Below are 22,689 nucleotides of genomic sequence, written 5' to 3'. Positions count from 1 at the left end.
GAGGTCAAGTCATTCTCGGGGCGCCACCCGGGACTCGTAGGGATTCGGCCGGTACCAGGGGTTGTAGAAGCAGCCGGTGCCGTACTTCTGGTCGTGGCCGGGGCAGGCGTACGAGATGAGGAACGGGTTGGAACGCACGCCGAACTTCTCCCAGGCCGACAGGGACTGCATGGCCGCGGCGTACTCGGAGTCGCTGAACGCGCTGTGCGTCGCCTCGGTCGTGAAGGCCTGCACGAGGTTGTACCAGCGGCCCGCCTTCGCCACGACGTCGCGATAAGCCGACTCGTGCTCCACGAACGCCGTCGGATCGCCGATCGCGTGCACCGTCAGGACCGGGATGTCGATCTTGCCGGTGAGGTCGCTGTCGTAGGCCAGTTCGGCGCGGGCCGCCGGGTCGGCGGCGAAGCGTTCGACGCCCGCGTTCAGCGCCGCGTCGTCGTGCGAACCCTTGTACACCACACCCGTGTTGCTCCAGGGGTTCCGGTCGCCCAGGCGGTTGTGCACGATGTCGCGGAACGTGAACGTCGCGAAGTTCAGGTGCGAGTTCAGCGTCTCCTCGGGGATCTTTGTGACCGTGAGGATGTCCGTGAGCTTCTGCTGCTGCTCGGGCGTGCGACTGCCTGCCACGCCAAGGCATTCCTCGATCCTGCTGCGCAGACCGGCGGTCGTCATCGTCGAGCCGGGACGCAGGCCCTGCCACAGCGGGTACTGCTCCTCGGACGGCCGCGGGTGGTTGCCGCAGTAGTACTGGTAGACCACGCGCAAATCGACGCGGTAGTCGTAGCCGCGCGAACCACCGGCCAAGACACCGCTCGTGAGCAGCGCCGCGTCATAACCCTTGTACAGCTCGATGGTCTTCGCCGCGACGTTGCCACCCCACGACTGCCCGTGGAGGTACACCTTGTGCGGCTTGAGCATCCCGACGACCATCCTGCGCAGGTTGTCGGTGTCCTCGGCCGCCATCCGCGTGCCGTACCCGCCGCGCCGGTACGAGGTGCCGGCCCACGCGTAGCCCTCCTCGACCATGACCGACCAGCGGTTCAGGTCGTCACGCGTGCGCTCCGGCGTGGGATCGCCGAGATCGGGGCCGCCGTGCGAGTGCACGACGAGCGTCTTGTTCCACTTCTTCGGCACGGCGATCGTGTAGTACGCGCCGTTCGGGTCCCGGCCCTCGTAACAGGTGGTGCCGGCGGGGACGTTCTCCGGGCACGGTGCGGTGGGAGGCAGGTGCACCGGCGACGTGAGACTCGCGGTGAGTGCGAATGCCAGCAGGACGTTCATGGCGGGAATCGTGAGTCGAGCCCGGCAAGTGGTCCAGCTCACTCACGCAAACTTGGGATCTACCTGACGTTGCGATCGTGGTCCGCTGCGGAAGCGGACGCTGTTCAGCACGTGGCGTGCCCACACGTGGTCGGCCGGGTCGTCGTGCACGCACGTCACGACCACCATCTCGCCGAACCGCGCGACGTGGCCGTGGAACTCGTGCTGGCCCGAGGCGGACGTGAGCCACAGGGCGTGCCGCAACTCGACGCCGTCGCGTTCCTGGAACCGCTGTTCTTCCGGCACCTCCGGGGCGCCCTCCAGCGCCAGCTCCAGGAACCGGTCGGCCGACGTGCCCTGGGCCCGGCGGACGTCGACGAACACCGCGCGGCCGGGTCCGGCGAACCGCAGGCCCTCCTCCAGCACGTGCGGGGTGAGGCCCGCGGTGCGCTCGATGCTCCACCTGCCGGGCAGCTTCTGCTGGATCGAGACCGGCAGCTCGACCAGGTACCCGCTGAGCACCTCGTCGCGGTCCCTGACCTTCCCGAGCAACGGGTGCCGCACGTACTCGGGCAGGTCTTCTGGCTCGCGGACCTCGGCGGCGACCTCCGCGCCGCGCAGGCCGTCCCACGGCTTGACGTCGTGCGCGAACGTGCCGGTGAACTTCAGCGAGGCGTAGCCGGGGCCGTCCCACGAGTCGGCCGCTTGCCGGGCGTCCTGCGGATCGACTTGCATCCAGGCGCCGAACCACAGCTCCAGGTCGCCGGTCATCTCGACGAGCAGCACGCACCGGACGTACGCGGCGTCGGCGGTCAGGAGCACGTTGCCGTTGGCCAGGAGCGTGGGGGCGCGCACGCCGAGGGGCAGACCCAGGTCCAGGTCGATGGCGCCCGAATCGTCGATCTCGGTGCCGCAGCAGTCGCAGGCCGTCACCCGATGTACCGGACGCTGTTGAGCACGTGCTGCGCCCAGGCCCTGTCCACCGGATAGCGGTGCACGCAGCGCACCGAGATCATCGTGCCGGGACGGACGACGTGCCCGTGGAACACCTGTTCCTCGTGACCGTCGATCACTTCGCTGAGCCAGAACGCGTGGCGCAGCTCCGGGCCGTTGTGCTCCACGGAGTGCTCGGCGCTCGCGGGGTAGCCGTCGAGGACCGCGCCGAGGAAGTCGCTCACGCTGCCGCCGGTGAGGTCGGCGTAGACGTCGAGCGCCACCCGGCGGTCCGGGCTCGTGAACCTGACCGTGCGGCCGTCGACGACGCAGCGCATGCCCGCGGTGCGTTCGATGGTCCAGACCTCGCCGAGCGTCTCGCGGACCGGCACGGGCAACGGGTGCCGGATGCGGCACAGCACCTCGTCGCGGTCCCATTCGCGCTCCAGCAACGGGTGCGCGGTGAAGTACGGCAGCTCGTCGGTGTTGAGCACCGCGGCCTCGACCGGCACCCCGAGCACGTCCCACGGCTTGATGACGTTCGCGAACGTGCCGGTGATCCGCAGGTTCGCGTACTGCTCGTCGTTGTCCCACACGGCGTGGGCGTACATCGCGTCGACCTTGCTGATCTGCGTCCACGCGCCGAACACGATCTCGGTTCCGCCGGTCAGCCGAACCGGGAGCAGGCAACGGATGTAGGAGTCGCCGTCCGGTCCGACGAGCAGACCGCCGGTGGGCGCGCCGAGTCGCTCGCCGGGCACCCCGAGCAGTTGCTCCGGACGGTTCAACCTGTAGTCGATGCGGTCCGTAGAGGTGATCTCGGCTCCGCAGCATCCGCATTGGACGGTCATGCGCGCATGGTAGTGGGGTGACCGCGGTCGTCACCGGTTAGCGGTCGCGGGGACTACAGCTCGTCGTCCGTCAGCAGCCGGGAGCGCACCAGAAAACGCACTCCCAGTGGTGCCTCCAGCGAGAAACCGCTCCCACGGCCGGGCACCACGTCGATCGTCAGGTGCGTGTGGCTCCAGTACTCGAACTGCGCCGCGGACATCCACACAGGAATGACGAACTCGTCCACCGCGAGGTCCCCGAGGTGGACGTCGGACGAACCGGTGCGGAACTCCCCGAGGGGGTAGCACATCGGGGCCGAGCCGTCGCAGCAGCCGCCGGACTGGTGGAACATCAGGTCGCCGTGGTCGGCCCTGAGGCCGCGGAGGACGTCCGCGGCCTCAGGGGTCAGTGCGACGCGGGGCATCAGAAGAAGCCCAGGGCGTTCGGGGAGTAGCTGACGAGCAGGTTCTTGGTCTGCTGGTAGTGGTCGAGCATCATGCGGTGGTTCTCGCGGCCGATGCCGGACTGCTTGTAGCCGCCGAACGCCGCGTGCGCCGGGTAGGCGTGGTAGTTGTTCACCCACACGCGGCCCGCCTGGATGTCGCGGCCGGCGCGGTAGGCGACGGACCCGTCGCGCGACCACACGCCGGCACCCAGGCCGTAGAGGGTGTCGTTGGCGGTCTTCATGGCGTCGTCGTAGTCGGCGAACCGGGTGACCGAGACGACCGGGCCGAAGATCTCCTCCTGGAAGATCCGCATCTTGTTGTCGCCCTCGAAGATCGTCGGCGTCACGTAGTAGCCGCCGGACAGTTCGCCGCCGAGGTCGGCACGCTCGCCGCCGGTCAGCACGCGGGCGCCTTCCTGCTTGCCGATGTCGATGTAGGAAAGGATCTTCTCGAGCTGGTCGTTGGACGCCTGCGCGCCCATCATCGTCTCGGTGTCGAGCGGGTGGCCCTGCTTGATCGCGCGGGTCCGTTCCACGGCGTCGCCCATGAAGCTGTCGTAGATGTCGCTCTGGATCAGCGCCCGCGACGGGCACGTGCAGACCTCGCCCTGGTTCAGGGCGAACATGGTGAAGCCTTCGAGTGCCTTGTCGTAGAAGGCATCCCGCTGCGCGGCGACGTCGGAGAAGAACACGTTGGGCGACTTGCCGCCGAGCTCCAGCGTGACGGGGATGATGTTCTCGCTGGCGTACTGCATGATCAACCGGCCGGTGGTCGTCTCGCCGGTGAACGCCACCTTCGCGACGCGCCGCGAGGACGCGAGCGGCTTGCCCGCCTCGACGCCGAAACCGTTGACGACGTTCAGCACGCCCGGCGGGATGAGGTCGGCGATCAGCTCCATCAGGACGTGGATCGACGCCGGCGTCTGCTCGGCCGGCTTGAGCACGATCGCGTTGCCCGCGGCCAGGGCGGGGGCGAGCTTCCAGACCGCCATCAGGATCGGGAAGTTCCACGGGATGATCTGCGCGACGACGCCGAGCGGTTCGTGCAGGTGGTAGGCGACCAGGTCCTCGTCGATCTGCGAGATGCCGCCCTCCTGGGCGCGCAGCGCGCCCGCGAAGTAGCGGAAGTGGTCGACGGCGAGCGGCAGGTCGGCGGCCAGCGTCTCGCGGACGGCCTTGCCGTTGTCCCACGTCTCCGCGACCGCGAGCATCTCCAGGTTGGCCTCGATGCGGTCGGCGATCCTGTTGAGCACGTTGGCGCGGTCCGCGACCGACGTCTTGCCCCACGCGCGGGCGGCGCCGTGGGCCGCGTCCAGCGCGTGCTCGACGTCCTCGGCGGTGCCCCGCGCGATCTCGGTGAAGTCCTCACCGGTGACCGGGGTGGGGTTGGCGAAGTACTGGCCCTTGGCGGGCGGCACGTACTCGCCTCCGATGAAGTGGTCGTACCGGTCGCGATACGTGACCACGCTGTCCGGTTGTCCTGGAGCCGCGTACTTCGCCATGGGGTCTGCCTCCCGCGTCGTTGCGAACAGGCAGCGAAGGTATGAGCGGCAACGTTTCACGCACGTTGCATCCGATCGGACTAACGACGGGCTTGCCGGTGTGGTGCCGAGGACTGCATCCTGGACCGATGGACCCAGTCGAGCTGGGTGCCGCGCGTCCGGTGATCTTCGAGTCGTGGCGGCGCTCCCTTGCCGCGCGCGTGGACCCGGACAGGCACGAGGCGCCGGTCGTCTACGAGCTCGACGAGGTCGCCGACCTGAGGGGCGCGCACCCGCTGGCCGCGACCGTCCCGCTGCTCACGCACACGCTGTCGATGGACGACACGATCATGATCGTCACCGACACCCGCGGCCACGTCCTGTGGTGCGAGGGCGACAACCAGGTCCGGCACAAGGCCGAACGCGTCCACCTCACCGAGGGGGCGCGGTGGAGCGAGGACGTCATCGGCACGAACGCGATGGGCACCGCGCTGGCGACCGGCAGGCCCGTCACCGTCCACTCCCGAGAGCACCTCGTGCGCACCTACCACGGCTGGACCTGTGCGGCGAGTCCCATCCACGACCCCCACACGGGGGTCCTGCTGGGCGTCGTCGACGTGAGCGGGCCGTTGAAGACGATGCACCCGGCCGTCGCGCAGCTCGTGTCCGCGGCCGCCCGGCTGGCCGAGCACCACCTGCAGCGGTTCGCGCCGCGGCAGCACGTGCTGACGCTGAACTTCCTGGGCGGGCTGCACGCCGACCTCGACGGACGGCCGCTCACGCTCACGTTGCGCAACGCGGAGGTCCTGACGGCGCTCGCCCTGCACCCCAAGGGACTCACGGCGGAACAACTCGCGTTGCTGCTCTATGGTGAACGGGGGAACCCGACCACGGTCCGCGCGGAACTGCACCGGCTGCGCGCGCAGCTCGGCGGTGTCCTGCTGACGAGGCCGTACCGGCTCGATGCCGTGGTGCGCGGCGACTTCCTGGACGTGCGGACCGCACTCAGGTCCGGTGACGCGGGCAGGGCGACCCGGCACTACGGCGGTGATCTGCTACCCCGTTCGGACGCGCCGGCGATCCGCGAGGAGCGGGCCGACCTCGCCGCCGCGGTGCGCAAGGGCGTGCTGGAGCGGGGGGATCTCGACGCGCTGCTGTCGTTCGCGGACAACGGTGAGGACGCCGAGGTGCTCGAACGGCTGCACACGCTGCTCCCGGTCACCGATCCTCGTCACGCTCTCGTCTCCTCGCGCCTGCGAAGGGCGCTGGAATAGGCTTTCCCGCCAGGGGGAGGGCAATGTGAAGCAGTGCATCAACTGCATGACCCGGTTGCCGCGCAAGGAGGTCACCGAGGTCGCGTGGTGTGCTTTGTGCGCGCCGTGCCTGCGGGTCGTGTCCGGCCAGATGAAGGTGCTGCACGACAGGCCGGGTGGCGCGCCCGTGCAGATCCAGCAGTGCGGCTGGTGCGGTGTCGCACGCTCGTGCGGCGTCGGCTGGCGCACGAGGTGCCTGGTGTGCCTGGACGACAGGTCCGTGCCGGACCCGGCGGTGCAGAAGATCGCGCACCGGCTGGAGCTCGACGGCACCTGGCGGGAGAACTCGGAGTTCATCGCCGCGACGACCGTGAAGGTCCGGCTCGCCAAGTACTTCCGGCCCGGCTGGACCGTGCTCGCGACGGACGTGCACGGGTTGCCGTGGACCGGGTACCGGTGGCTGACGAAGTCGCACGGCACGTGGGGCCGCGAGGACGAGACCGGCGAGGTGCGGCAGCTCAAGCGCGCGCGAGGCGAGGAGAACCTGCTCTACCTCGTGCGGTACGGGACGGTGCTCAAGTTCGGGCGCGGGACCGCGGACCGGGTGAGCGCGCACGTCGCCCAGGGCGCGGTGCCGGTCATCGTGCTCTCCGCTCCGAGCGAGCAGGTCGTCGTGGCCAGGGACCGGCTCAGGCGGCTGCACCGCGGCGAGATGGTGTCGCAGCGGACGCCGGTCGACCTGTTCGCCGTGCTGCCGGACGGGCTCGACGTCACCGACCGGTTCCCGCGGAGTTGATCCTGGGTAGTCCTCCACCATGGACGACGTCGTCGTGGTCGGGCAGGTGGGACGGGACCTGGTCCTCGTCGTGGACGAGGTGCCGGAGGCCGGAGGCACGACACCCGTGCGGGAACGCCGGGAGATGCTGGGCGGCAAGGGCGCGAACATCGCGGTCGGGCTCGCGCAGCTGGGTGCGCCGGTCGCGCTCGTCGGTGTCGTCGGGGACGACGACGTGGGCGCCCGGCTGATCGCGCGGGCCGGGGCGGACGGGATCGCCACCGAGGGCGTCGTGCGGCGGCCCGAGTGCGACACCGCGCTGTTCGTGGACGTGGTCGCCGACGGCTGGCGGTACCTGGAGGACGTCCCGGACGGCGTGCTGCTGCGCGAGGAGGACCTGCCGACCGACACCATCGCGCGGGCGGCCACCGTGGTCGTGCAGCTGCAGCAACCGCCGGAGGTGGCTCTCAAAGCAGCGCGGGCGGCAACCGGGCGGGTGGTGCTCGACGGCGCACCCGAACGGCTGCGAGACGAACTGCTGGCGTGCGCCGACGTGGTGCGCGCGGACCACCGCGAGGCCGAGCAGCTGACCGGCCGGAAGATCACGAGCGCGGAGGACGCGCTGGGTGCGGCCCGCGAGCTGATGCCGAAGGAGCTCGTGGCGTTCGCTGTGGACGGTGTGGGCAACGTGTTCGCGTGGGACGGGGGAGAGCTGGTGGTGCCGCTCGGCGACGTGGAGGTGGTGGACACGACCGGGGGCGGGGACGCGTTCGTGGCCGCGCTGGCGTTCGCTCTCACGCGTGGAGACGGCCCCGAGGAGGCGGCGAGGCTCGCCGTCGAGGCCTCGGGGGCCACGGTGACGCATCCCGGAGGCCGGCCGAACCTCACTGCAAGCTGATCAGGCGCGTTATCGTTGAGCCGTCAACCGAGGGGAGGGGTCCGCGTGCGAGTACTCGCCGTAGTGCTGTTGCTGCTGCTCTCCGCCACGCCCGCGCACGCCGCGACAGGGACGTACGTGCGCCTCGGGCACTTCTCGATGGACCAGGCGCGTGTCGACGGCACGCTCGACGGGGTGAAGCTCGGCACCCTGGACTACGCCCAGCTCTACGACTACCGCCGCATCGAGCCCGGTGAGCACGTCGTCGAGTTCCGCATGGCCGAGCCGGGCAGCCCGTTGCTGCGGTCGGTGTCGATGCGGGCGGAGAGCGGGAAGACCTACACGGTCATCGACATCGCCTCCTCGATGAAGGTGCTGGAGGACGACATCAGCCTGCCTCCGGACGGGCAGGCGCGGCTGCGCGTGATCAACGCCGGTGACGCCGCGATGGACCTGGTGCGCGGCGGCGCGCCCGTGCACCGCGCCGTGCAGGCGAACTCCACGACCGGCTACGTCCTGCTGGCTCCCGGCTCGGACGCGCTGCAGGTGGTGCCGCGCGGCAAGGACTCCACGACGCTGGAGGCCACGATCGAACCCGGCGGCGTCTACACGTTGCTGGTCAACGCACGGCGCATCGAGCTGCGGACCGACGCCAAGGGCGCCGAGGTCGTGCCCGGTGGCGGGCAGGAGACCGGGTTCGGCGGCATGGCGGGCGGCTGGGACTGGCTCACCGCCCTGGTGATCACGCTCATCGTGGGCGTGGCGATGTACTCGGTGCGCGGCCGGCTGTTCCGGTTCGGCTGATGGCCAGGGGCAAGCTCCTGATGGGCGCCGCGGTGCTGGTCACGCTCATCTACGTCGTCAAAGGGCCGGGTTCGGACGAGGTGCCGGAGCCGGTGACCGTACTGATCCCGTCGATCGGCGTCGAGACCACGCTCGAAGCGCTGGAGGTCGACTCCGCCGGGGCGCTGGAGCCGCCGACGCGCTCGGACGAGGCCGGGTGGTACGCCAAGGGGATCGCGCCCGGCGACGCCGGTCCGGCCGTGATCGCCGGGCACGTCGACTCGAAGACCGGGCCCGGTGTGTTCTACCGGCTGCCCGAGCTGCAGCCCGGTGCCGAGGTGCTGGTGGAGCGCGAGGACGGCAGCAAGCTCACGTTCGTCGTGAACAGCACCCAGACGATGGAGAAGTCCGCGTTCCCGACCGCCCTGGTGTACGGGCCGACGCCGTTGTCCGAGCTGCGGCTCGTGACGTGCGGGGGCGACTTCGACCGGGTCGCGGGCAGCTACCGGAACAACGTCATCGTGGAAGCGGTGCTGAAAGCCTGACGGTCTCGTCCGCCCACCTCGTGAGCAGCGTGGTGTCGTGCGAGATCGCGAGCACGCCCGCGCCGGACTCTCGTTGATATGCCCGGATCACGCCGACCAGTGCCGCCGTCGTGGAGGCGTCCAGCATCGTCGTCATCTCGTCGCAGATCAGGTACCGCGGGTTCAGCGCGAGCGCACGGGCCAGGCAGGCGCGCTGCAACTGGCCGTCGCTGACCTCGTGCGGGCGGCGGCCCAGCAGGTCGTCGGTGAGCATCACCAGGTCGGCCAGTTCGTCGACGCGGTCCCCACCGGGTTCCGCGATCGCCTGGCGGAGGGTGAACCGCGGGTCGACGGACAGCCTCGGCTGCTGGAACAGGACACCGATCTTCGTGCGCTGCCTGGCCTTGAACCGGAACCCGGTGACGGTCTCGCCGTCGATCTCCACCGTGCCGGCGAACGGCTTGTGCAGCAACGCGAGCACCCGCGCCATTGTGGACTTGCCCGATCCGCTCGGCCCGGCGAGACCCACGGTCTGTCCTGGCCGGACGGTCAGGCTGACGTCGGTGATCACCGGGGCGTCGTAGCCCGCGGTGATGCCCAGCCCGGTCAGCACGGGCGGTGGCACGCGACGGCGTGCGGGTCGTCGGTGAGCACGGGGCGGTCCTCGCAGATCGCGGTGGCCTGGTCGCAGCGCGGGGCGAACGCGCACCCCGCCGGCAGGTCGGTGAGCAGGGGAGGCTGGCCGGGGATCGGGAGGAAGTCCCGTTCCGGCAGCGCGTTCGCGAGCCCCCGGCTGTAGGGGTGCTTCGAGCGGTCGAGCACCTCGTGCGCGGGGCCGACCTCGACGATCCGGCCCGCGTACATCACCGCGATCCGGTCGGCGACCCTGTGCGCCGCCGCGAGGTCGTGGGTGATCAGCAGGACGGCGTGACCGTCGTCGACCAGCCTGCGGAACTCGTCGAGCAGCCCGTCCACGAGGTCGCGGTCGAGGCCGGTGGTCGGTTCGTCGGCGATCAGCAGCGGCGGGTTGCCGACCAGCGCCAGCGCGTTCGCGACGCGCTGCGCCATGCCGCCGGACAGCTCGTGCGGGTAGCGGTCGAGGTGTTCGGGCAGCAGACCGGCCCGTTCGGCGGCCTGCCGGGCGTCACCGCCGAGGACGCGCGCGGCCTCCTCGAGCTGGGACCGCGCGGTGCGGACCGGCGTCAGGTGGCTCGCCGGACTCTGCGGGATGAGACCGATCCGGCGTCCTCGTACCGTGGTCGCGAGCTCGTGATCGGTCGCCGCGAGCAGATCGACGTCGCCGAGTCGCGCGCTGCCCGAGGTCTCCGCGTTGCCCGGGAGGAACCCGAGCAGGGCCGAGGCCAGCACCGTCTTTCCGCAGCCGCTCTCACCGACCAGCGCCACGCACTCGCCGGGCCTGATCCGCAACGACACGTCGTTCACGGCCTCGACGGTCGCGCCCTTGAGCGCGAACCGCACCGACACCCGGTCGATCTCCAGGTTCACCACGTCAACTCCGTGCGCCGCTTGGGGTTCAGCCGGTCCCGCCACACGCCGCTCAGCCCGGACACCGCCAGCGTCGTGATGATCAGCAGCAGTCCGGGTGCCAGCGACATCCACCAGCCGCCGGTCAGCAACGAGCGCTGGGCGTCGTTGATCATGTTGCCGACGCTGGCCGCGTGCGGCGGCAGACCGAGGCCGAGGAACGACAACGCCGTCTCGTGCCACACCGCGTGCGGCACCATCAGGGTGGTCGCGAGCAGGACCTGCGGGGCGACGTTCGGCAGCAGGTGCCTGGTGAGAACCTGCGTCCGGCTGGCGCCGCCGACGATCGCCGCGTCGATGAACGGCCTCGTGCGCAGCGACAGCACCTCCGACCGCACGATCCGGGCGGCCGTGAGCCAGTGCGTCAGGGCGATCGAGATGATCACGGCGGAGAGGCTGGGCCGCAGCACCGCCACGATCACGATGCCCAGCAGCAGGTGGGGCACCGAGGCAATCGCGTCGACCACGCGCATCAGGATCCGGTCGAACCAGCCGCCGATCGACCCCGCGAGCGCGCCGACCGCCGTGCCGGCGACCGCGGAGATCACGGCCGCGACCACGCCGACCGTGAGGGACACCCGCAGGGCGTAGACGCAACGCAGCAGCACGTCGCGGCCCAGTTCATCAGTGCCGAACAGGTGCGCGGCGGACGGCGGCTGGTTGGCGATCGCGAGGTCGACGTACTGCTCGTTGAGTTCCGCGAACAGCGGCACGACCAGGACGACCAGCGCGACGACGCCCAGGACGACCGCGGACGGCAGGAGCCGCCACTTCGGCGATCGCGGCGGGCTCGCGGCGGTGAGGCGGCTGCGCGGGGCGGGACGCCAGGTCAGGTCAGCCATCGAGCGCCACCCTCGGGTCGGCCAGCGCGTACAGGACGTCGGCCAGCAGGTTGCCCACCAGCACCACGCCCGTCGCCATCACGGTCAGCGCGCCCAGCAACGCGAAGTCGACGTTCAGCGCCGCCTCCACCGTCGCCCGCGCGATGCCCGGCCACGAGAACACCGTCTCCACCAGCAACGCCCCGGTGATCAGCTCGGGCAGTCGCGCGCCGAGGAGGGTCAGGAACGGCAGCAGCGAGGTGCGCAGCGCGTGCCCCGACACCACCAGGTGGTCCGGCAGCCCGCGGGCCCGAGCGCCGATCACGTGGTCCTGCGTGAACGACTCGAGGAGGTTCTGCCGCACGAACAGCACGAACCACGGCGCCTGCGAGATCGCCAGCACGGCCACCGGCAGCACCATGTGGACCGCGACGCCGCCGGCGGACACCGGTTCGGACCCGGTCGTCACGCCGCCACCGGGAAGCCACCGCAGCTGCAGCGCGAACACGTACAGCACCGCGAGTCCCACCCAGAAGACCGGCGCGGCCTCCAGTGCGTAACAGCTGCCCGTGATCGACCGGTCGAGCCACGACCCCTGCCGCCACGCCGCGAGCGTGCCCAGCAGCAGTCCGAGCACCAGCGCCAGGGCGAAGCCGACCGACACCAGCAGCACCGTCCACCCGAGACGGTCGCCGATCACGGCCGACACGGGTTGCTGCAACGACAACGAGTCGCCGAGGTCACCGGTGATGGCGTGCCGCAGCCAGGCCCAGTACTGGGCCACGACGGGTTCGTCGACTCCCCAGTTCGCGCGCAGCTGGGCCACGCGTTCCGGTGAGGCGCCGATGATCCGGACGCCGAAGTAGCGCTCGATCGGGTCGAACGGTGAGGCCTTGGCCAGCACGAACAACGCGAAGCTGACCACGAGCAGCACCGGGACCGCGAACGCGAGCCGGCGCAGCGCCAACCGGCCGATCGCCTTCCGCCGCGTCACGACTTGGGTGTCCAGCGCTCGAGGTTCCACCACACCGCGTGCACGAGTCCGTGGTCGTGCGGCTCGACCTGGGTCTCCTGGCCGTTCCACTTGTCCCGCACGACGTAGGTGTGGTCGAGGAACACCAGGAACGCCCAGCCGGGATCGGCGGCGTAGGCCTCCTGGAAGTCCTGGTAGGCCTTCTTGCGCGCGGCCGGGTCGAGACTGCGGCGGGCGGTGTCGAGTGCGCTGTCCACAGTGGAGTTCCTGTACAGCGTCATGTTCACGTAGCCGTCCTGGCCCGCGTACTTGCTGTGCAGCAAGGTGTACGCGGCCGTGTCCGGGTCGTACGGGTCGCCGCCGCCCCAGACCGCCGCCGCTTCCTTGCGCCGTTGCAGCATGACGTCGAACGTGGTCGCCTCGACCGGGGCGTCGATGCCGAGCTTCGCGATGTCCGAGGCCGTGGCGAGCGCGAGTTCCTTGCGCAGCACGTCGGGCGCGGGGTAGAGCACCGGCAGCTTCGCGGGCTGACCGTCTTTGGCGCGCTTGCCGTCCGCGCCCCTGCGCCAGCCCGCCTCGTCGAGCAGCTTCTCCGCCTCGGCCACGTCGAAGGTGAACGCGGACTTCTCGTCGTACCACTCCTGGAGGTAGGGCGAGATGGGCGTCGACGCGGGCTTGCCGGAGCCGGCCAGCACGGCGTCGATCATGGCCTGGCGGTTGATGCCGAGGTTGATCGCGCGCCGGACCTGCGGTGACGAGGTGAACGGCAGTTCGGAGGGGATGCCGAGACCGCGGTAGTCGGCCGACGGGTTCTGCACGATCTTGTACCCGGACCTGTCGCGGTAGGTCCTGGCGAGCTTGGGCGGCAGCACCGTGCCGTCGAACTCACCGGCGGCCATGCGGGTCGCGCGGGAGTTGTCGTCCGGCACGAAGACCACGGTCACGGACTTGATCGCGGGCGCGCCGCCCCAGTACTTCTCGTTGGCCTTCAAGATGAGCCGGTCGCCCTTGCGCCACTCGGAGACCGTGTAGGGGCCGGTGCCGACCGGGGCGGTGTTGAACGGCGCGCTGTTGATGTCGACGCCGGTGAGCTTCGTCGCGGGCACGATGCCGAGCGCGAGTTGCTGCGCGAACGGCGCGTAGGGGTAGGAGAGCGTGAACTCGACGGTGGCCGGGTCCCTCGCCACGACGCCGGCCAGCGCGTCGAACCGGGAGGCGATCGTGGAGTTCACCTTCTTGTCCAGCACGGACCTGTAGGTGAACACGACGTCGTCCGCGGTCAGCGGGGTGCCGTCGGAGAACGTGATGTCCTTGCGCAGCTTGGCGGTCCACGTCAGACCGTCCGCCGACGCCGTCGGCAGTTCCGCGGCCAGAGCCGGTTTCAGCGCCAGCGAGGCGTCGCGCGAGACGAGTCCGTCGAAGATCTTCGCGGCGCCGTCCGGCGCGTAGCCGAGCACAGGGTTGAGGTTCTCCGGCTCACTGCCTGCGCCGATCACGATGGACGTCGCCGATCCGGTCGTCGAGCCGTCGGGTGACGAGCACCCCGCCAGCAGGACGACGGCCAGCAAGAGCGCGCGCCGCATCCAGTTCCTCCCCAGTGTCCGTGTTGCCAGAGGCAGCTAACAGCAAGCAAGTTGCAATTAGCAAGACCTTGCAGGTGCGCGCTGGAGGAGGAGTCGTGCCAGCATCGAGGCATGACCAATGGAGTGCACACTCACGAGCACAGCCACGGAGATACGACTCACACGCATCCCCACGGGGAGCATGCGCATGATCACGTCGAACACGAGCACACTCACGCGCACGGCGGCGAGACGCACTCACACACGCACGTGCATGACGCGGGTCACGTCGAGGAGCACGAGCACTCGCACTAACGTGTCCTGCACCGGAAATCCGCCGCTGTTCCGCTCCGCACGCGGGGCCCTTTCGTACTGTCATGCCGCACGAAAGCGCCCCGCGTGCGGTTGAAGCACGGCGCGGGTGAGGTGGCGTGCTACTGGTGGAGCGACTTCAGCGGCGAATTTGCGGCGCGGCCTAGTGCGATTCGCGGGCTACTTCGCTGCCGCTGGAGCCGATGAGGAAGTCGAGGTCGGCTCCGGTGTCGGCGCCCAGGACGTGGTCGACGTAGAGCCGTTCCCAGCCCCGCTTCGGTGAGGCGAACGCCGACGTCATGGCCGCGTTCGGCGTGCGGGACAGGAAGTCCGGCGCCTCGACCTCGATGAGGCGGTTCTCCACGTCCAGCACGATGACGTCACCGGTGCGGACCAGGCCGAGCGGTCCGCCCGCGGCCGCCTCCGGTGCCACGTGCAGGACGACGGTGCCGTAGGCCGTGCCGCTCATGCGCCCGTCGCAGATCCGGACCATGTCGCGCACGCCCTGTTCCAGCAGCTTCTTCGGCAACGGCATGTTCGACACCTCCGGCATGCCCGGATAGCCGCGCGGGCCGCAGCCACGCAGCACCAGCACGGAGTCCGCGTCCACGTCGAGATCGGGGTCGTCGACGCGGGCGTGGAAGTCCTCGATGCTGTCGAACACCACGGCCTTTCCACGATGCTGCAACAGGTGCGCGGACGCGGCCGCCGGTTTGATCAACGCTCCCGACGGCGCCAGGTTGCCGCGCAGCACCGCGATCCCGCCCTCGGCGATGATCGGTTCGGACCTGCTCCTGATCACTTCGGGATCCCAGATCGGCGCGTCGCCGAGGTGGTCGACGAGCGGCCGGCCGGTGACCGTGAGCCCGGCGGGATCGAGCAGGTCGCGCACTTCCCGCAGCACGGCCAGAAGTCCGCCCGCGCGGTGGAAGTCCTCCATCAGGAACCGGCCCGCCGGCTGCAGGTCCACGAGCAACGGCACGCCCGAGCCGATGCGGTCGAAGTCGTCCAGCGTCAGGCCGACGCCGAGCCGGCCCGCGATCGCGAGCAGGTGCACCACGGCGTTGGTCGAGCCGCCGATCGCGGCCAGCGCCACGATCGCGTTGTGGAAGGACGCCTTGGTCAGGAACGTGCTCGGCCGCCGGTCCTCCTTGATCAGCTCCACGACCAGCCTGCCGGTGCCGTGCGAGGCCTCCAGCAGCCTGCTGTCCGGCGCCGGGGTGCCCGCCACACCGGGGACGACGGTGCCCAGCGCCTCGGCGACCAGCGCCATCGTCGACGCGGTGCCCATGGTGTTGCAGTGGCCGCGGCTGCGGATCATCGCCGACTCGGAGCGGGCGAACGCCTCCTGCGACAACGTGCCCGCCCGGACCTCCTCGGACAGCCGCCAGACGTCCGTTCCGCAGCCCAGGGGAATGCCGCGGAACGTGCCGGTCAGCATCGGCCCGCCCGGCAGCACGACCGCCGGGATGTCGACGGACGCGGCGGCCATCAGCAGCGCCGGAATCGTCTTGTCGCACCCGCCGAGCAGCACCACGCCGTCGACGGGGTTCGCGCGCAGCATCTCCTCGGCCGCCATCGCGGCCATGTTGCGCCACAGCATCGCGGTGGGACGGACGTTGGTCTCGCCCAGCGACACCACCGGCAGGTTGAGCGGGATGCCGCCCGCCTCGTACACGCCGTTCGAGACGGACTTCGCGACCTCGTCCAGGTGCGCGTTGCACGGGGTGAGATCGGAGGCGGTGTTGGCGATGGCTATCTGCGGGCGGGAGAAGGCGTCGTCCGGGGTGCCGCGGCGCATCCAGGCGCGGTGGATGTAGGCGTTGCGGTCCTGACCTGCGTACCAGTGCTCGCTGCGTAGCCCCACTGCGCCTCCCGAGGTCCTTCGTCGACCTTAGCTACATCGGCAGGTCGGGCGGCAGCTGCAACGCGATGGTGATCAGCGAGTGGACCCGGTTCGCGATCACCGACAGCAGGCCGTGCATCTCCGGGGACGCGGCGTCGGCGGCCTCCTGGAGCGTGCGCAGGTCCGTGTCGATCTGCCCGAGCACCGCCGCGGTGTCGGCGGGACCGGCCGTGAACGCGCGGGCGATGTCCTCCAGGGGAAGACCGTGGACCTCCAGGCGTTGTACGAGGTGGATGCGCTCCACGTCGTCGCCGCGGTAGAGGCGGTAGTTGCTCGCGGTGCGCTGGGCGGGGCTGATCAGGCCCAGCGTCGTGTAGTAGTCGACGGTGCGGATGCTCACGCCGGCGCGGGCGGCGAGCTCGCCGATCTTCAGCAGTGCTTCGGACATGGCGGTGACCTCCCGTCACCGCAAACCATACAGTGCTACGTGCTACTGTTGGTGCATGCCTGAAGAAGCCGATGTAGACGGCTGTAGTACGTGGCCGGGTGCGTCTTGTTGATCGCATCCGGCTTGCTCGCCATCGTGGCCCTCACCGTGGCCACCGGCTATTTCGTCGCGCAGGAGTTCGCGTACATGGCGGTCGACCGCGGCCGCCTGCAGCAGTTGGCCGAGGGCGGCTCGAAGGCCGCCGAGCGTGCCTACCGCGTGACCCAGAAGCTCTCCTTCATGCTGTCCGGTGCCCAGTTCGGCATCACGGTGACGGCACTGCTCGTGGGATACGTGGCCGAGCCACTGCTCGGAACGGGCCTCGGTGTGCCGGGCTCGATGGTGATCGCGCTGGTCTTCGCGACCTTCGTGCAGATGGTGCTCGGTGAGCTCCTGCCGAAGAACCTCGCGATCGCGCGGCCCGAGAAGCTGGCGCTAGCCCTGAGCTCCTCCACCCTCCTGTACCTGAAGATCGCCGGACCGGTGATCCGGTTGTTCGACGCGGCCGCGAACCGGCTGCTGCGCGCGCTCGGCATCGAGCCCGTCGAGGAACTGCCCCAGGGCGCGACGCCCGAGGACTTCCGGCAGATCGTCGAGGAGGCAGGGGAGCAGGGACACCTCGACCCCGAGCTCACCCGGCTGCTGGAGCACGGCATCGGGTTCCGCGAGCTCGTCGCGGAACAGGCGATGACGCCCCGCGTGAACGTCCACACCGTGCGGTTCGACGACCCCGCCGCGCGCGTGGTCTCGTTGCTGGACACCGGCAACTCGCGTTTCCCGGTGGTCGGCGAGGACCTGGACGACCTGCGCGGTGTCGTCGGGCTGGCCGAGGTGCTGACGCTGCCGCCGTCGCAGCGGGCGTCGGTGGCCATCGAGAAGATCGCCTCGCCCGCGCTCGTCGTCCCGGCGACGCTGCCGTTGCCCGCGGTGCTCGAGAGGCTGCGCACCGAACGCCGCCAGCTCGCCTGCGTGGTCGACGAGTTCGGCGGGTTCGCCGGCGTGATCTCGCTGGAGGACCTGGCCGAGGAACTCGTCGGTGAGATCCACGACGAGGACGACCGGGTGGCCGAGATGATCGAGAAGGTCGGCGACGACTGGCGCGTGCCCGGCCGCATGAGGCTGGACGAGGTCGAGGACGCCACCGGCGTGGAACTCCCGGAAGACGACGCCTACGACACGGTGTCCGGTCTGGTGCTGCACCAGCTGGGCAGGGTGGCCCGGGCCGGGGACGAGATCGAGATGAACGGCGTGCGGCTGGTGGTCACCACGGTGGCCCGCAACGTGCCCGACTCGGTGGTGCTGTCCCGATGAGCATCATCATTTCCGTCGTGCTGCTGGCGTTGAACGGCTTCTTCGTGGCCGCGGAGTTCGCGTTGATCGCGGCGAAGCGGCACCGCCTGGAGCAGGCCGCCGAGACGTCACGGGCGGCGCGTGCCGCCGTGGCGGGCGTGCGTGAGCTGTCGCTGATGCTCGCGGGTGCCCAGCTCGGAATCACGCTGTGCACCTTGGGCCTGGGCGCGCTGGCCAAACCGGCCGTTGCCGACCTGCTGGAACCGGCGCTCCGCCTGACCGGCCTGCCGGAGGCGTTCGCCTACGGCATCGCGTTCGCGATCAGCTTGGTGCTGGTGGTGTTCCTGCACATGGTCGTCGGCGAGATGGCCCCGAAGTCGTGGGCCATCGCGAACCCCGAGCGGTCCGCGCTGATCCTGGCGCTGCCGTTCCGCGCGTTCGCCCGCTCGGTCCGCTGGCTCCTCAGTGGACTGAACGGCGTCACGAACTCGCTGCTGCGCCTCATGAAGGTCGAGCCGCAGGACGAGCTGGCGCAGGCGCACCGGCCGGACGACCTGAGAATGCTACTGCGCCAGTCCGCCGAGCACGGCCTGATCCCCGAGGCCCAGAACCGGTTGCTGACGAGGATGCTGCAGGTGCAGCGCACGACCGTGAGCGAGGTGATGGTGCCGGTGGCGGAGACGTCGACGGTGACCGAGCACACCACCGCGCGGGAGATCGAGCGCCGCAGCCTCCAGTGTGGACGGTCCCGCTTCCCGGTCACCGGCCCGCGCGGCGACTACGTGGGACTCGTGCACATCCGCGAGGCCATGCGCGCCACGGCCCGCGGCGAGGACCCACCGGCCAGCGAGCTGATGGGCCCGGTGCTGACGCTGCCCGCCTCGATGCCAGTGGCCCAGGCCGTAACTGCGATGCGGGCGGAACGTTCGCAACTCGCGCTCGTGGGAGATGGCGAAGTCCTCGGCATCGCGGCATTGGAAGACCTCCTCGAAGAGCTGATCGGCGACTTCGAGGACGAAACCGACACCCGTCCGGTCGGCGTCCGCTGACCGGAGTTTCCCAGGGAGGAAACACACATGTTCAAACGGATGCTCAGCGCCTTCGGCGTCGGCGGCCCGTCGGTCGACACCGTGCTGGACTCGCCGCACGCCACGCCCGGCCAGGTCGTCACCGGGCAGGTGCGCATCCAGGGTGGCAGTGCGGACGCCGAGATCGGCCAGGTCGTGCTGTCGCTCGTCACCCGCGTCGAGGTCGAGCACGGTGACCACGAGTACGGCGGCGTGTCGGAGTTCCTGCGGGTCGTCGTGCAGCAGGGCGTGCGGGTCGGGGCCGGTCAGCTGGTCGCGATCCCGTTCCAGCTGCCGATCCCCTGGGAGACCCCGATCACCGCGGTGGGCGGCGGGCAGCTGCCCGGCATGACCGTGGGTGTGCGGACCGAGCTCGTGATCGCGGGCGCGCCGGACAAGGGCGACCTCGACCCGGTCCTGGTCCACCCGCTGCCGTCGCAGGACGCGGTGCTGAACGCGTTCGGGCAGCTCGGGTTCTCGTTCCGCAGCGCGGACGTGGAGGCCGGTCGCCTGCACGGCGTGCCGCAGGAGCTCGGTTTCTACCAGGAGATCGAGTTCTTCCCGCCGGCCCAGTTCGCCGGTGCCGTCCAGCAGGTCGAGCTGACGTTCGTGGCGTCGCCGCACGAGCTGTTCGTCATCCTGGAGGCCGACAAGCGCGGCGGCATGTTCTCCTCCGGTGGTGACGCGTTCGGGCACTTCCGGCTCTCGCACCAGGAGGCGGAGGTCGCCGACTGGGCTTCGTCCATCAACGGGTGGCTGTCCCAGGTGGCGCAGCGTGGCGGCGGCATGCACGGCTACGGCCAGCACGGTCACCACGGCGGCCACCACGGCCGGGGCGGCATGGGCATGGGCACGGTCGTCGCGGCCGGTGCCGCCGGTGTCGTCGGCGGCATGGTGGTCGGCGAGATGATGGATGACGCGTTCGAGGACTTCGGCGACTTCGGCGGCGAGTGACTTCGGCGGTGAGTGACTGAGTTTGCGTTTGCGTTCCTCCTCCCGGGGTAACCGCGTCCTGCGTCAAGCAGTCGGCGTTGTTACCCCGGTGGACGGAGGGTGGTGACGACGTGATCGCGCTTGATTACGCGCTGAGGGTCACGCGGGAACTGGGCTTGAGCGGCGAGTCCTCGTGCGTGGACCAGCTCAAGCCGCTGCGGGTGTACATAGCCGTGGACGGCCGGTTGCCCGGACATCCCGATCGCGATGTCGCGCTGCTGTGGACCGAGTGCCACGGGTGGGCGATCGCCGTCGAGGACGGTGCCGAGCTGACCGTGGTGGCCCATCTGGGCGGAGCCGTGGAGCCGCCGCCTCGCACGGTCGCCCGCTGGGTGCGGCGTCAGTTCGCCGAGGGCAGCTCATCGGACGTCGTGAGTCCGGTGGTGCACGCCGATCAGGTGGCCTGACCGAACGCCGAAAGGTCCGTCGCGCCCGTGATCAGGTGGGCACGACGGACCTTCGTGAGCGGGCTCGGTCAGACCGAGACCGGCTCCTGCTTGTCCTTCTTCTCGATCTCGTCGAGCGCGGTGCCCTCGACGTCGAGCTCCGGCAGCCAGCGCAGGAACTTCGGCAGCCACCAGGCGCGCTCACCGAGCAGGGCGAGCGCGGCCGGCACGAGCACCATGCGGACCACGAACGCGTCCACGAAGATGCCGACGGCCAGGGCGAAGGCGATCGACTTCACGGTCGCCTCGCCGGCGGGGACGAAGCCCGCGAACACCGAGAACATGATCAGTGCGGCGGCCACGACGACCGGGGCGGCCTGGCGGAAGCCCGTGGTGATGGCCTCGATGGGCTTGGCGCCGCGGTGGTGCGCCTCGTGCATCCGGGACACCAGGAAGATCTGGTAGTCCATGGCGAGGCCGAACAGGATGCCGATCACCAGGATCGGCGTGAGGCTGATCAGCGGGCCGGTGCTGTCGAGGTTCACCGCGCCGGCGAGCCAGCCCCACTGGAACACCGCGACGGTGGCACCGAGCGACGCGCCGATGGTGAGCAGGAAGCCGAGCACGCCGACCAGCGGCACGAGCAGCGAGCGGAAGACCAGGATCAGCAGCACGAGCGCCAGGCCGACGACGACCGCGAGGTAGATCGGCAGGGCCTTGTCCAGGGACGTGGCCACGTCGACGCTGACCGCGGTGGCGCCGGTGACGTACGCCTTGCCACCCTCCACATCGGACAGTTCGGCGCGCAGGTCGGCGACGAGCTTCTCGGTCTCCACGGTGTCCGGGCCGGACTTCGGGATCACGGTGACCAGAGCGGACTTGCCGTCCTGGCTCGGCTGGGCCGGCGTCACCATGGCGACGTCGGACAGCTTCTCGATCGGCTTGGACGCCTCGGTGGCCGTCGCGGCGGCGCCGTCGCCCTCGAACAGGACGATGATCGGGCCGTTGAAGCCCTCGCCGAAGCCCTTGGCGAGGATCTGGTCGGCGCGTTCCTGGGTGGAGCCGGTCGGCGGCTTCTGGATCAGCGTGGTGTCCATGGACGCCACCGGGATCGCGACGATGCCGAGCGCGACGACCGAGAGCAGCAGCGCGACGACGCGGTTGCGGGTGACCGCACCGCCCCAGCCCCGGATGACACCGCGGTCCTTGGGCTCCGAGGCCTCGGCCGCACGTTCCTTGCGGGTCAGCACGCGGCGGCCGAGCAGGCTCAGCACCGCGGGCACCAGCGTGATGGCGATCAGGACCGAGACGACGATCGTGGCGGCGGCGGAGACGCCCATCTGCGTGAGGAACGGGATGCCCGCGATCGCGAGACCCACGAGCGCGATCACCACGGTGAGCCCGGCTGTGACGACGGCGGAACCAGCGGTGCCGACGGCGGTCGCGACGGCGTGGCCGACGTCGGAGCCGCGGCGCAGTTCCTGGCGGTAGCGGTTGATGATGAACAACGCGTAGTCGATGCCGACCGCGAGGCCCAGCATCGAGGCGAGGATCGGCGTGGTCGACTGCAGGTCCATGAACCCGGTGGCGATCGTGATGCCGAGCGTGCCGATGCCGACACCGATGCCGGCGCTGAGCAGGTTCATGCCCGCGGTCACGAGCGAGCCGTAGGTCAGGGCCAGCACGACCAGCGCCAGCACGACACCGATGGCCTCGGTGGGCCCGCCGACGTGCGGAGTCTCCTGCATCGCGGTGCCGGTGACCTCGACGGTCAGTCCGGCCGCGCGCGCCTTGTCGACGGCCTTGGTCAGCTCGGCGCGCTGCTCGGCGGTGACCTCACCCGGCTTCACGTCGTAGGTGACGGTGCTGTAGCCGACGTCGAGGTCGCGGTTGACGCTGGGCGCCGCAGGGTCGAGCGGGTTCGTCGCCGACCGCACGCCCTTCAGCGCGGACTCGTCGGCCACCAGGTCGGTGATCGCCTTGACGTGCTGCGGCAGCTTCTGACCGTCCGGAGCCTGCACGACGACCTTGGCCGACGCGGTCTCACCGGAGCCGAACTTCTCCTGGATGCGCTCCAGGGCGGTGGTCGACTCCTGGCCGGGGATGGACATCGAGTTGGACGTCTCACCGCCGAGGGTGAACGCGCCGACACCGGAGCCGATCAGCACGAGCAGCCAGATCAGGACGACGGGGAGACGGCGCCGGTAGGTGCCCATTCCCAGTTTGTAGAGCAGTTTCGCCATGA

General features: G+C 70.2%; 22 protein-coding genes. 9 read left to right on the top strand and 13 right to left on the bottom strand.

Features of this window, described 5'->3' with window-relative positions; translation table 11 throughout:
- Positions 1-9: 9 nt before the first annotated feature.
- Genes AB0M48_RS04290 through AB0M48_RS04270 form a run of 5 tightly spaced genes read right to left on the bottom strand, consistent with a single transcriptional unit; the run spans position 10 to position 4,971 of the window.
- Positions 10-1,281 (bottom strand): hypothetical protein, encoded by a 1,272-nt coding sequence (locus AB0M48_RS04290; protein WP_363835866.1) that lies wholly within the window; start codon positions 1,279-1,281, stop codon positions 10-12.
- 42 nt (positions 1,282-1,323) lie between these two features.
- Positions 1,324-2,193 carry a hypothetical protein gene (locus AB0M48_RS04285; RefSeq protein WP_363835865.1) on the bottom strand — a complete coding sequence of 290 codons (870 nt, stop codon included), beginning with the start codon at positions 2,191-2,193 and terminating at the stop codon, positions 1,324-1,326.
- Positions 2,190-3,044, bottom strand: a complete 855-nt coding sequence (locus AB0M48_RS04280) for a hypothetical protein (protein WP_363835864.1) — start codon at positions 3,042-3,044, stop codon at positions 2,190-2,192. The genes AB0M48_RS04285 and AB0M48_RS04280 overlap by 4 nt, the downstream gene beginning before the upstream one ends.
- A 53-nt stretch (positions 3,045-3,097) precedes the next feature.
- Positions 3,098-3,448 (bottom strand): DUF779 domain-containing protein, encoded by a 351-nt coding sequence (locus tag AB0M48_RS04275; RefSeq protein WP_363835863.1) that lies wholly within the window; start codon positions 3,446-3,448, stop codon positions 3,098-3,100.
- Positions 3,448-4,971 carry an aldehyde dehydrogenase family protein gene (locus tag AB0M48_RS04270; protein ID WP_363835862.1) on the bottom strand — a complete coding sequence of 508 codons (1,524 nt, stop codon included), beginning with the start codon at positions 4,969-4,971 and terminating at the stop codon, positions 3,448-3,450. The genes AB0M48_RS04275 and AB0M48_RS04270 overlap by 1 nt, the downstream gene beginning before the upstream one ends.
- Positions 4,972-5,099: 128 nt before the next feature.
- On the opposite strand from AB0M48_RS04270, the gene AB0M48_RS04265 reads away from it, so the two are divergent.
- Genes AB0M48_RS04265 through AB0M48_RS04245 form a run of 5 tightly spaced genes read left to right on the top strand, consistent with a single transcriptional unit; the run spans position 5,100 to position 9,183 of the window.
- On the top strand, positions 5,100-6,224 hold the full coding sequence (locus AB0M48_RS04265; protein WP_363835860.1) for a GAF domain-containing protein: 1,125 nt from the start codon (positions 5,100-5,102) through the stop codon (positions 6,222-6,224).
- A 25-nt stretch (positions 6,225-6,249) separates the two neighbouring features.
- Entirely contained in the window at positions 6,250-6,999 is a 750-nt protein-coding gene (locus tag AB0M48_RS04260) for a hypothetical protein (protein WP_363835859.1), read from the top strand.
- 19 nt (positions 7,000-7,018) lie between these two features.
- Positions 7,019-7,876 (top strand): PfkB family carbohydrate kinase, encoded by an 858-nt coding sequence (locus tag AB0M48_RS04255; RefSeq protein WP_363835858.1) that lies wholly within the window; start codon positions 7,019-7,021, stop codon positions 7,874-7,876.
- 45 nt (positions 7,877-7,921) lie between these two features.
- Positions 7,922-8,659: a DUF4397 domain-containing protein gene (locus tag AB0M48_RS04250; RefSeq protein WP_363835857.1), complete on the top strand. Its 738-nt coding sequence runs from the start codon at positions 7,922-7,924 to the stop codon at positions 8,657-8,659.
- Entirely contained in the window at positions 8,659-9,183 is a 525-nt protein-coding gene (locus AB0M48_RS04245) for a class F sortase (RefSeq protein ID WP_363835855.1), read from the top strand. The genes AB0M48_RS04250 and AB0M48_RS04245 overlap by 1 nt, the downstream gene beginning before the upstream one ends.
- On the opposite strand, the gene AB0M48_RS04240 is transcribed toward AB0M48_RS04245, so the two are convergent.
- From AB0M48_RS04240 to AB0M48_RS04210, 7 genes are all read right to left on the bottom strand, one after another.
- Positions 9,155-9,787 carry an ATP-binding cassette domain-containing protein gene (locus AB0M48_RS04240; RefSeq protein WP_363835854.1) on the bottom strand — a complete coding sequence of 211 codons (633 nt, stop codon included), beginning with the start codon at positions 9,785-9,787 and terminating at the stop codon, positions 9,155-9,157. The genes AB0M48_RS04245 and AB0M48_RS04240 overlap by 29 nt on opposite strands.
- Entirely contained in the window at positions 9,769-10,671 is a 903-nt protein-coding gene (locus AB0M48_RS04235; RefSeq protein WP_363835852.1) for an ABC transporter ATP-binding protein, read from the bottom strand. Before AB0M48_RS04235 ends, AB0M48_RS04240 begins: the two co-directional genes overlap by 19 nt.
- Entirely contained in the window at positions 10,665-11,549 is an 885-nt protein-coding gene (locus AB0M48_RS04230; RefSeq protein ID WP_363835851.1) for an ABC transporter permease, read from the bottom strand. The genes AB0M48_RS04235 and AB0M48_RS04230 overlap by 7 nt, the downstream gene beginning before the upstream one ends.
- A complete protein-coding gene (locus AB0M48_RS04225; protein ID WP_363835850.1) occupies positions 11,542-12,522 on the bottom strand; it encodes an ABC transporter permease in 981 nt (326 codons plus the stop codon). Before AB0M48_RS04225 ends, AB0M48_RS04230 begins: the two co-directional genes overlap by 8 nt.
- Positions 12,519-14,084, bottom strand: coding sequence for an ABC transporter substrate-binding protein (locus AB0M48_RS04220; RefSeq protein WP_363835849.1), 1,566 nt, complete (start codon positions 14,082-14,084; stop codon positions 12,519-12,521). Before AB0M48_RS04220 ends, AB0M48_RS04225 begins: the two co-directional genes overlap by 4 nt.
- A 454-nt stretch (positions 14,085-14,538) precedes the next feature.
- Positions 14,539-16,242, bottom strand: a complete 1,704-nt coding sequence (locus AB0M48_RS04215) for a dihydroxy-acid dehydratase (protein WP_363835847.1) — start codon at positions 16,240-16,242, stop codon at positions 14,539-14,541.
- A gap of 31 nt (positions 16,243-16,273) precedes the next feature.
- Positions 16,274-16,669, bottom strand: a complete 396-nt coding sequence (locus AB0M48_RS04210) for a MerR family transcriptional regulator (RefSeq protein ID WP_258948440.1) — start codon at positions 16,667-16,669, stop codon at positions 16,274-16,276.
- A 108-nt stretch (positions 16,670-16,777) separates the two neighbouring features.
- Between AB0M48_RS04210 and AB0M48_RS04205 the strand changes: the two genes are divergently transcribed.
- The 4 genes from AB0M48_RS04205 to AB0M48_RS04190 all read left to right on the top strand — a co-directional run bounded on the left by AB0M48_RS04205 (position 16,778) and on the right by AB0M48_RS04190 (position 20,465).
- Complete coding sequence (locus AB0M48_RS04205; protein WP_363835845.1) at positions 16,778-18,019, top strand: hemolysin family protein; 1,242 nt, start codon at positions 16,778-16,780, stop codon at positions 18,017-18,019.
- The gene (locus tag AB0M48_RS04200; RefSeq protein WP_363835844.1) at positions 18,016-19,047 is read left to right on the top strand and encodes a hemolysin family protein; all 1,032 of its coding nucleotides are present in this window, start codon (positions 18,016-18,018) and stop codon (positions 19,045-19,047) included. Before AB0M48_RS04205 ends, AB0M48_RS04200 begins: the two co-directional genes overlap by 4 nt.
- 27 nt (positions 19,048-19,074) lie before the next feature.
- Entirely contained in the window at positions 19,075-20,019 is a 945-nt protein-coding gene (locus AB0M48_RS04195) for a sporulation protein (RefSeq protein WP_363835843.1), read from the top strand.
- 110 nt (positions 20,020-20,129) lie between these two features.
- Positions 20,130-20,465: a DUF6292 family protein gene (locus tag AB0M48_RS04190; RefSeq protein ID WP_363835842.1), complete on the top strand. Its 336-nt coding sequence runs from the start codon at positions 20,130-20,132 to the stop codon at positions 20,463-20,465.
- Positions 20,466-20,533: 68 nt separating this feature from the next.
- On the opposite strand, the gene AB0M48_RS04185 is transcribed toward AB0M48_RS04190, so the two are convergent.
- The gene (locus AB0M48_RS04185) at positions 20,534-22,687 is read right to left on the bottom strand and encodes an MMPL family transporter (RefSeq protein ID WP_363835840.1); all 2,154 of its coding nucleotides are present in this window, start codon (positions 22,685-22,687) and stop codon (positions 20,534-20,536) included.
- Between the last annotated feature and the right edge of the window lie 2 nt (positions 22,688-22,689).

Source organism: Lentzea sp. NPDC051208 (assembly GCF_040682435.1).
Lineage (GTDB): Bacteria > Actinomycetota > Actinomycetes > Mycobacteriales > Pseudonocardiaceae > Lentzea > Lentzea kristufekii.
Note: the sequence above shows the minus strand (reverse complement) of the source record. Positions and strands in the feature narration are given on the sequence as shown.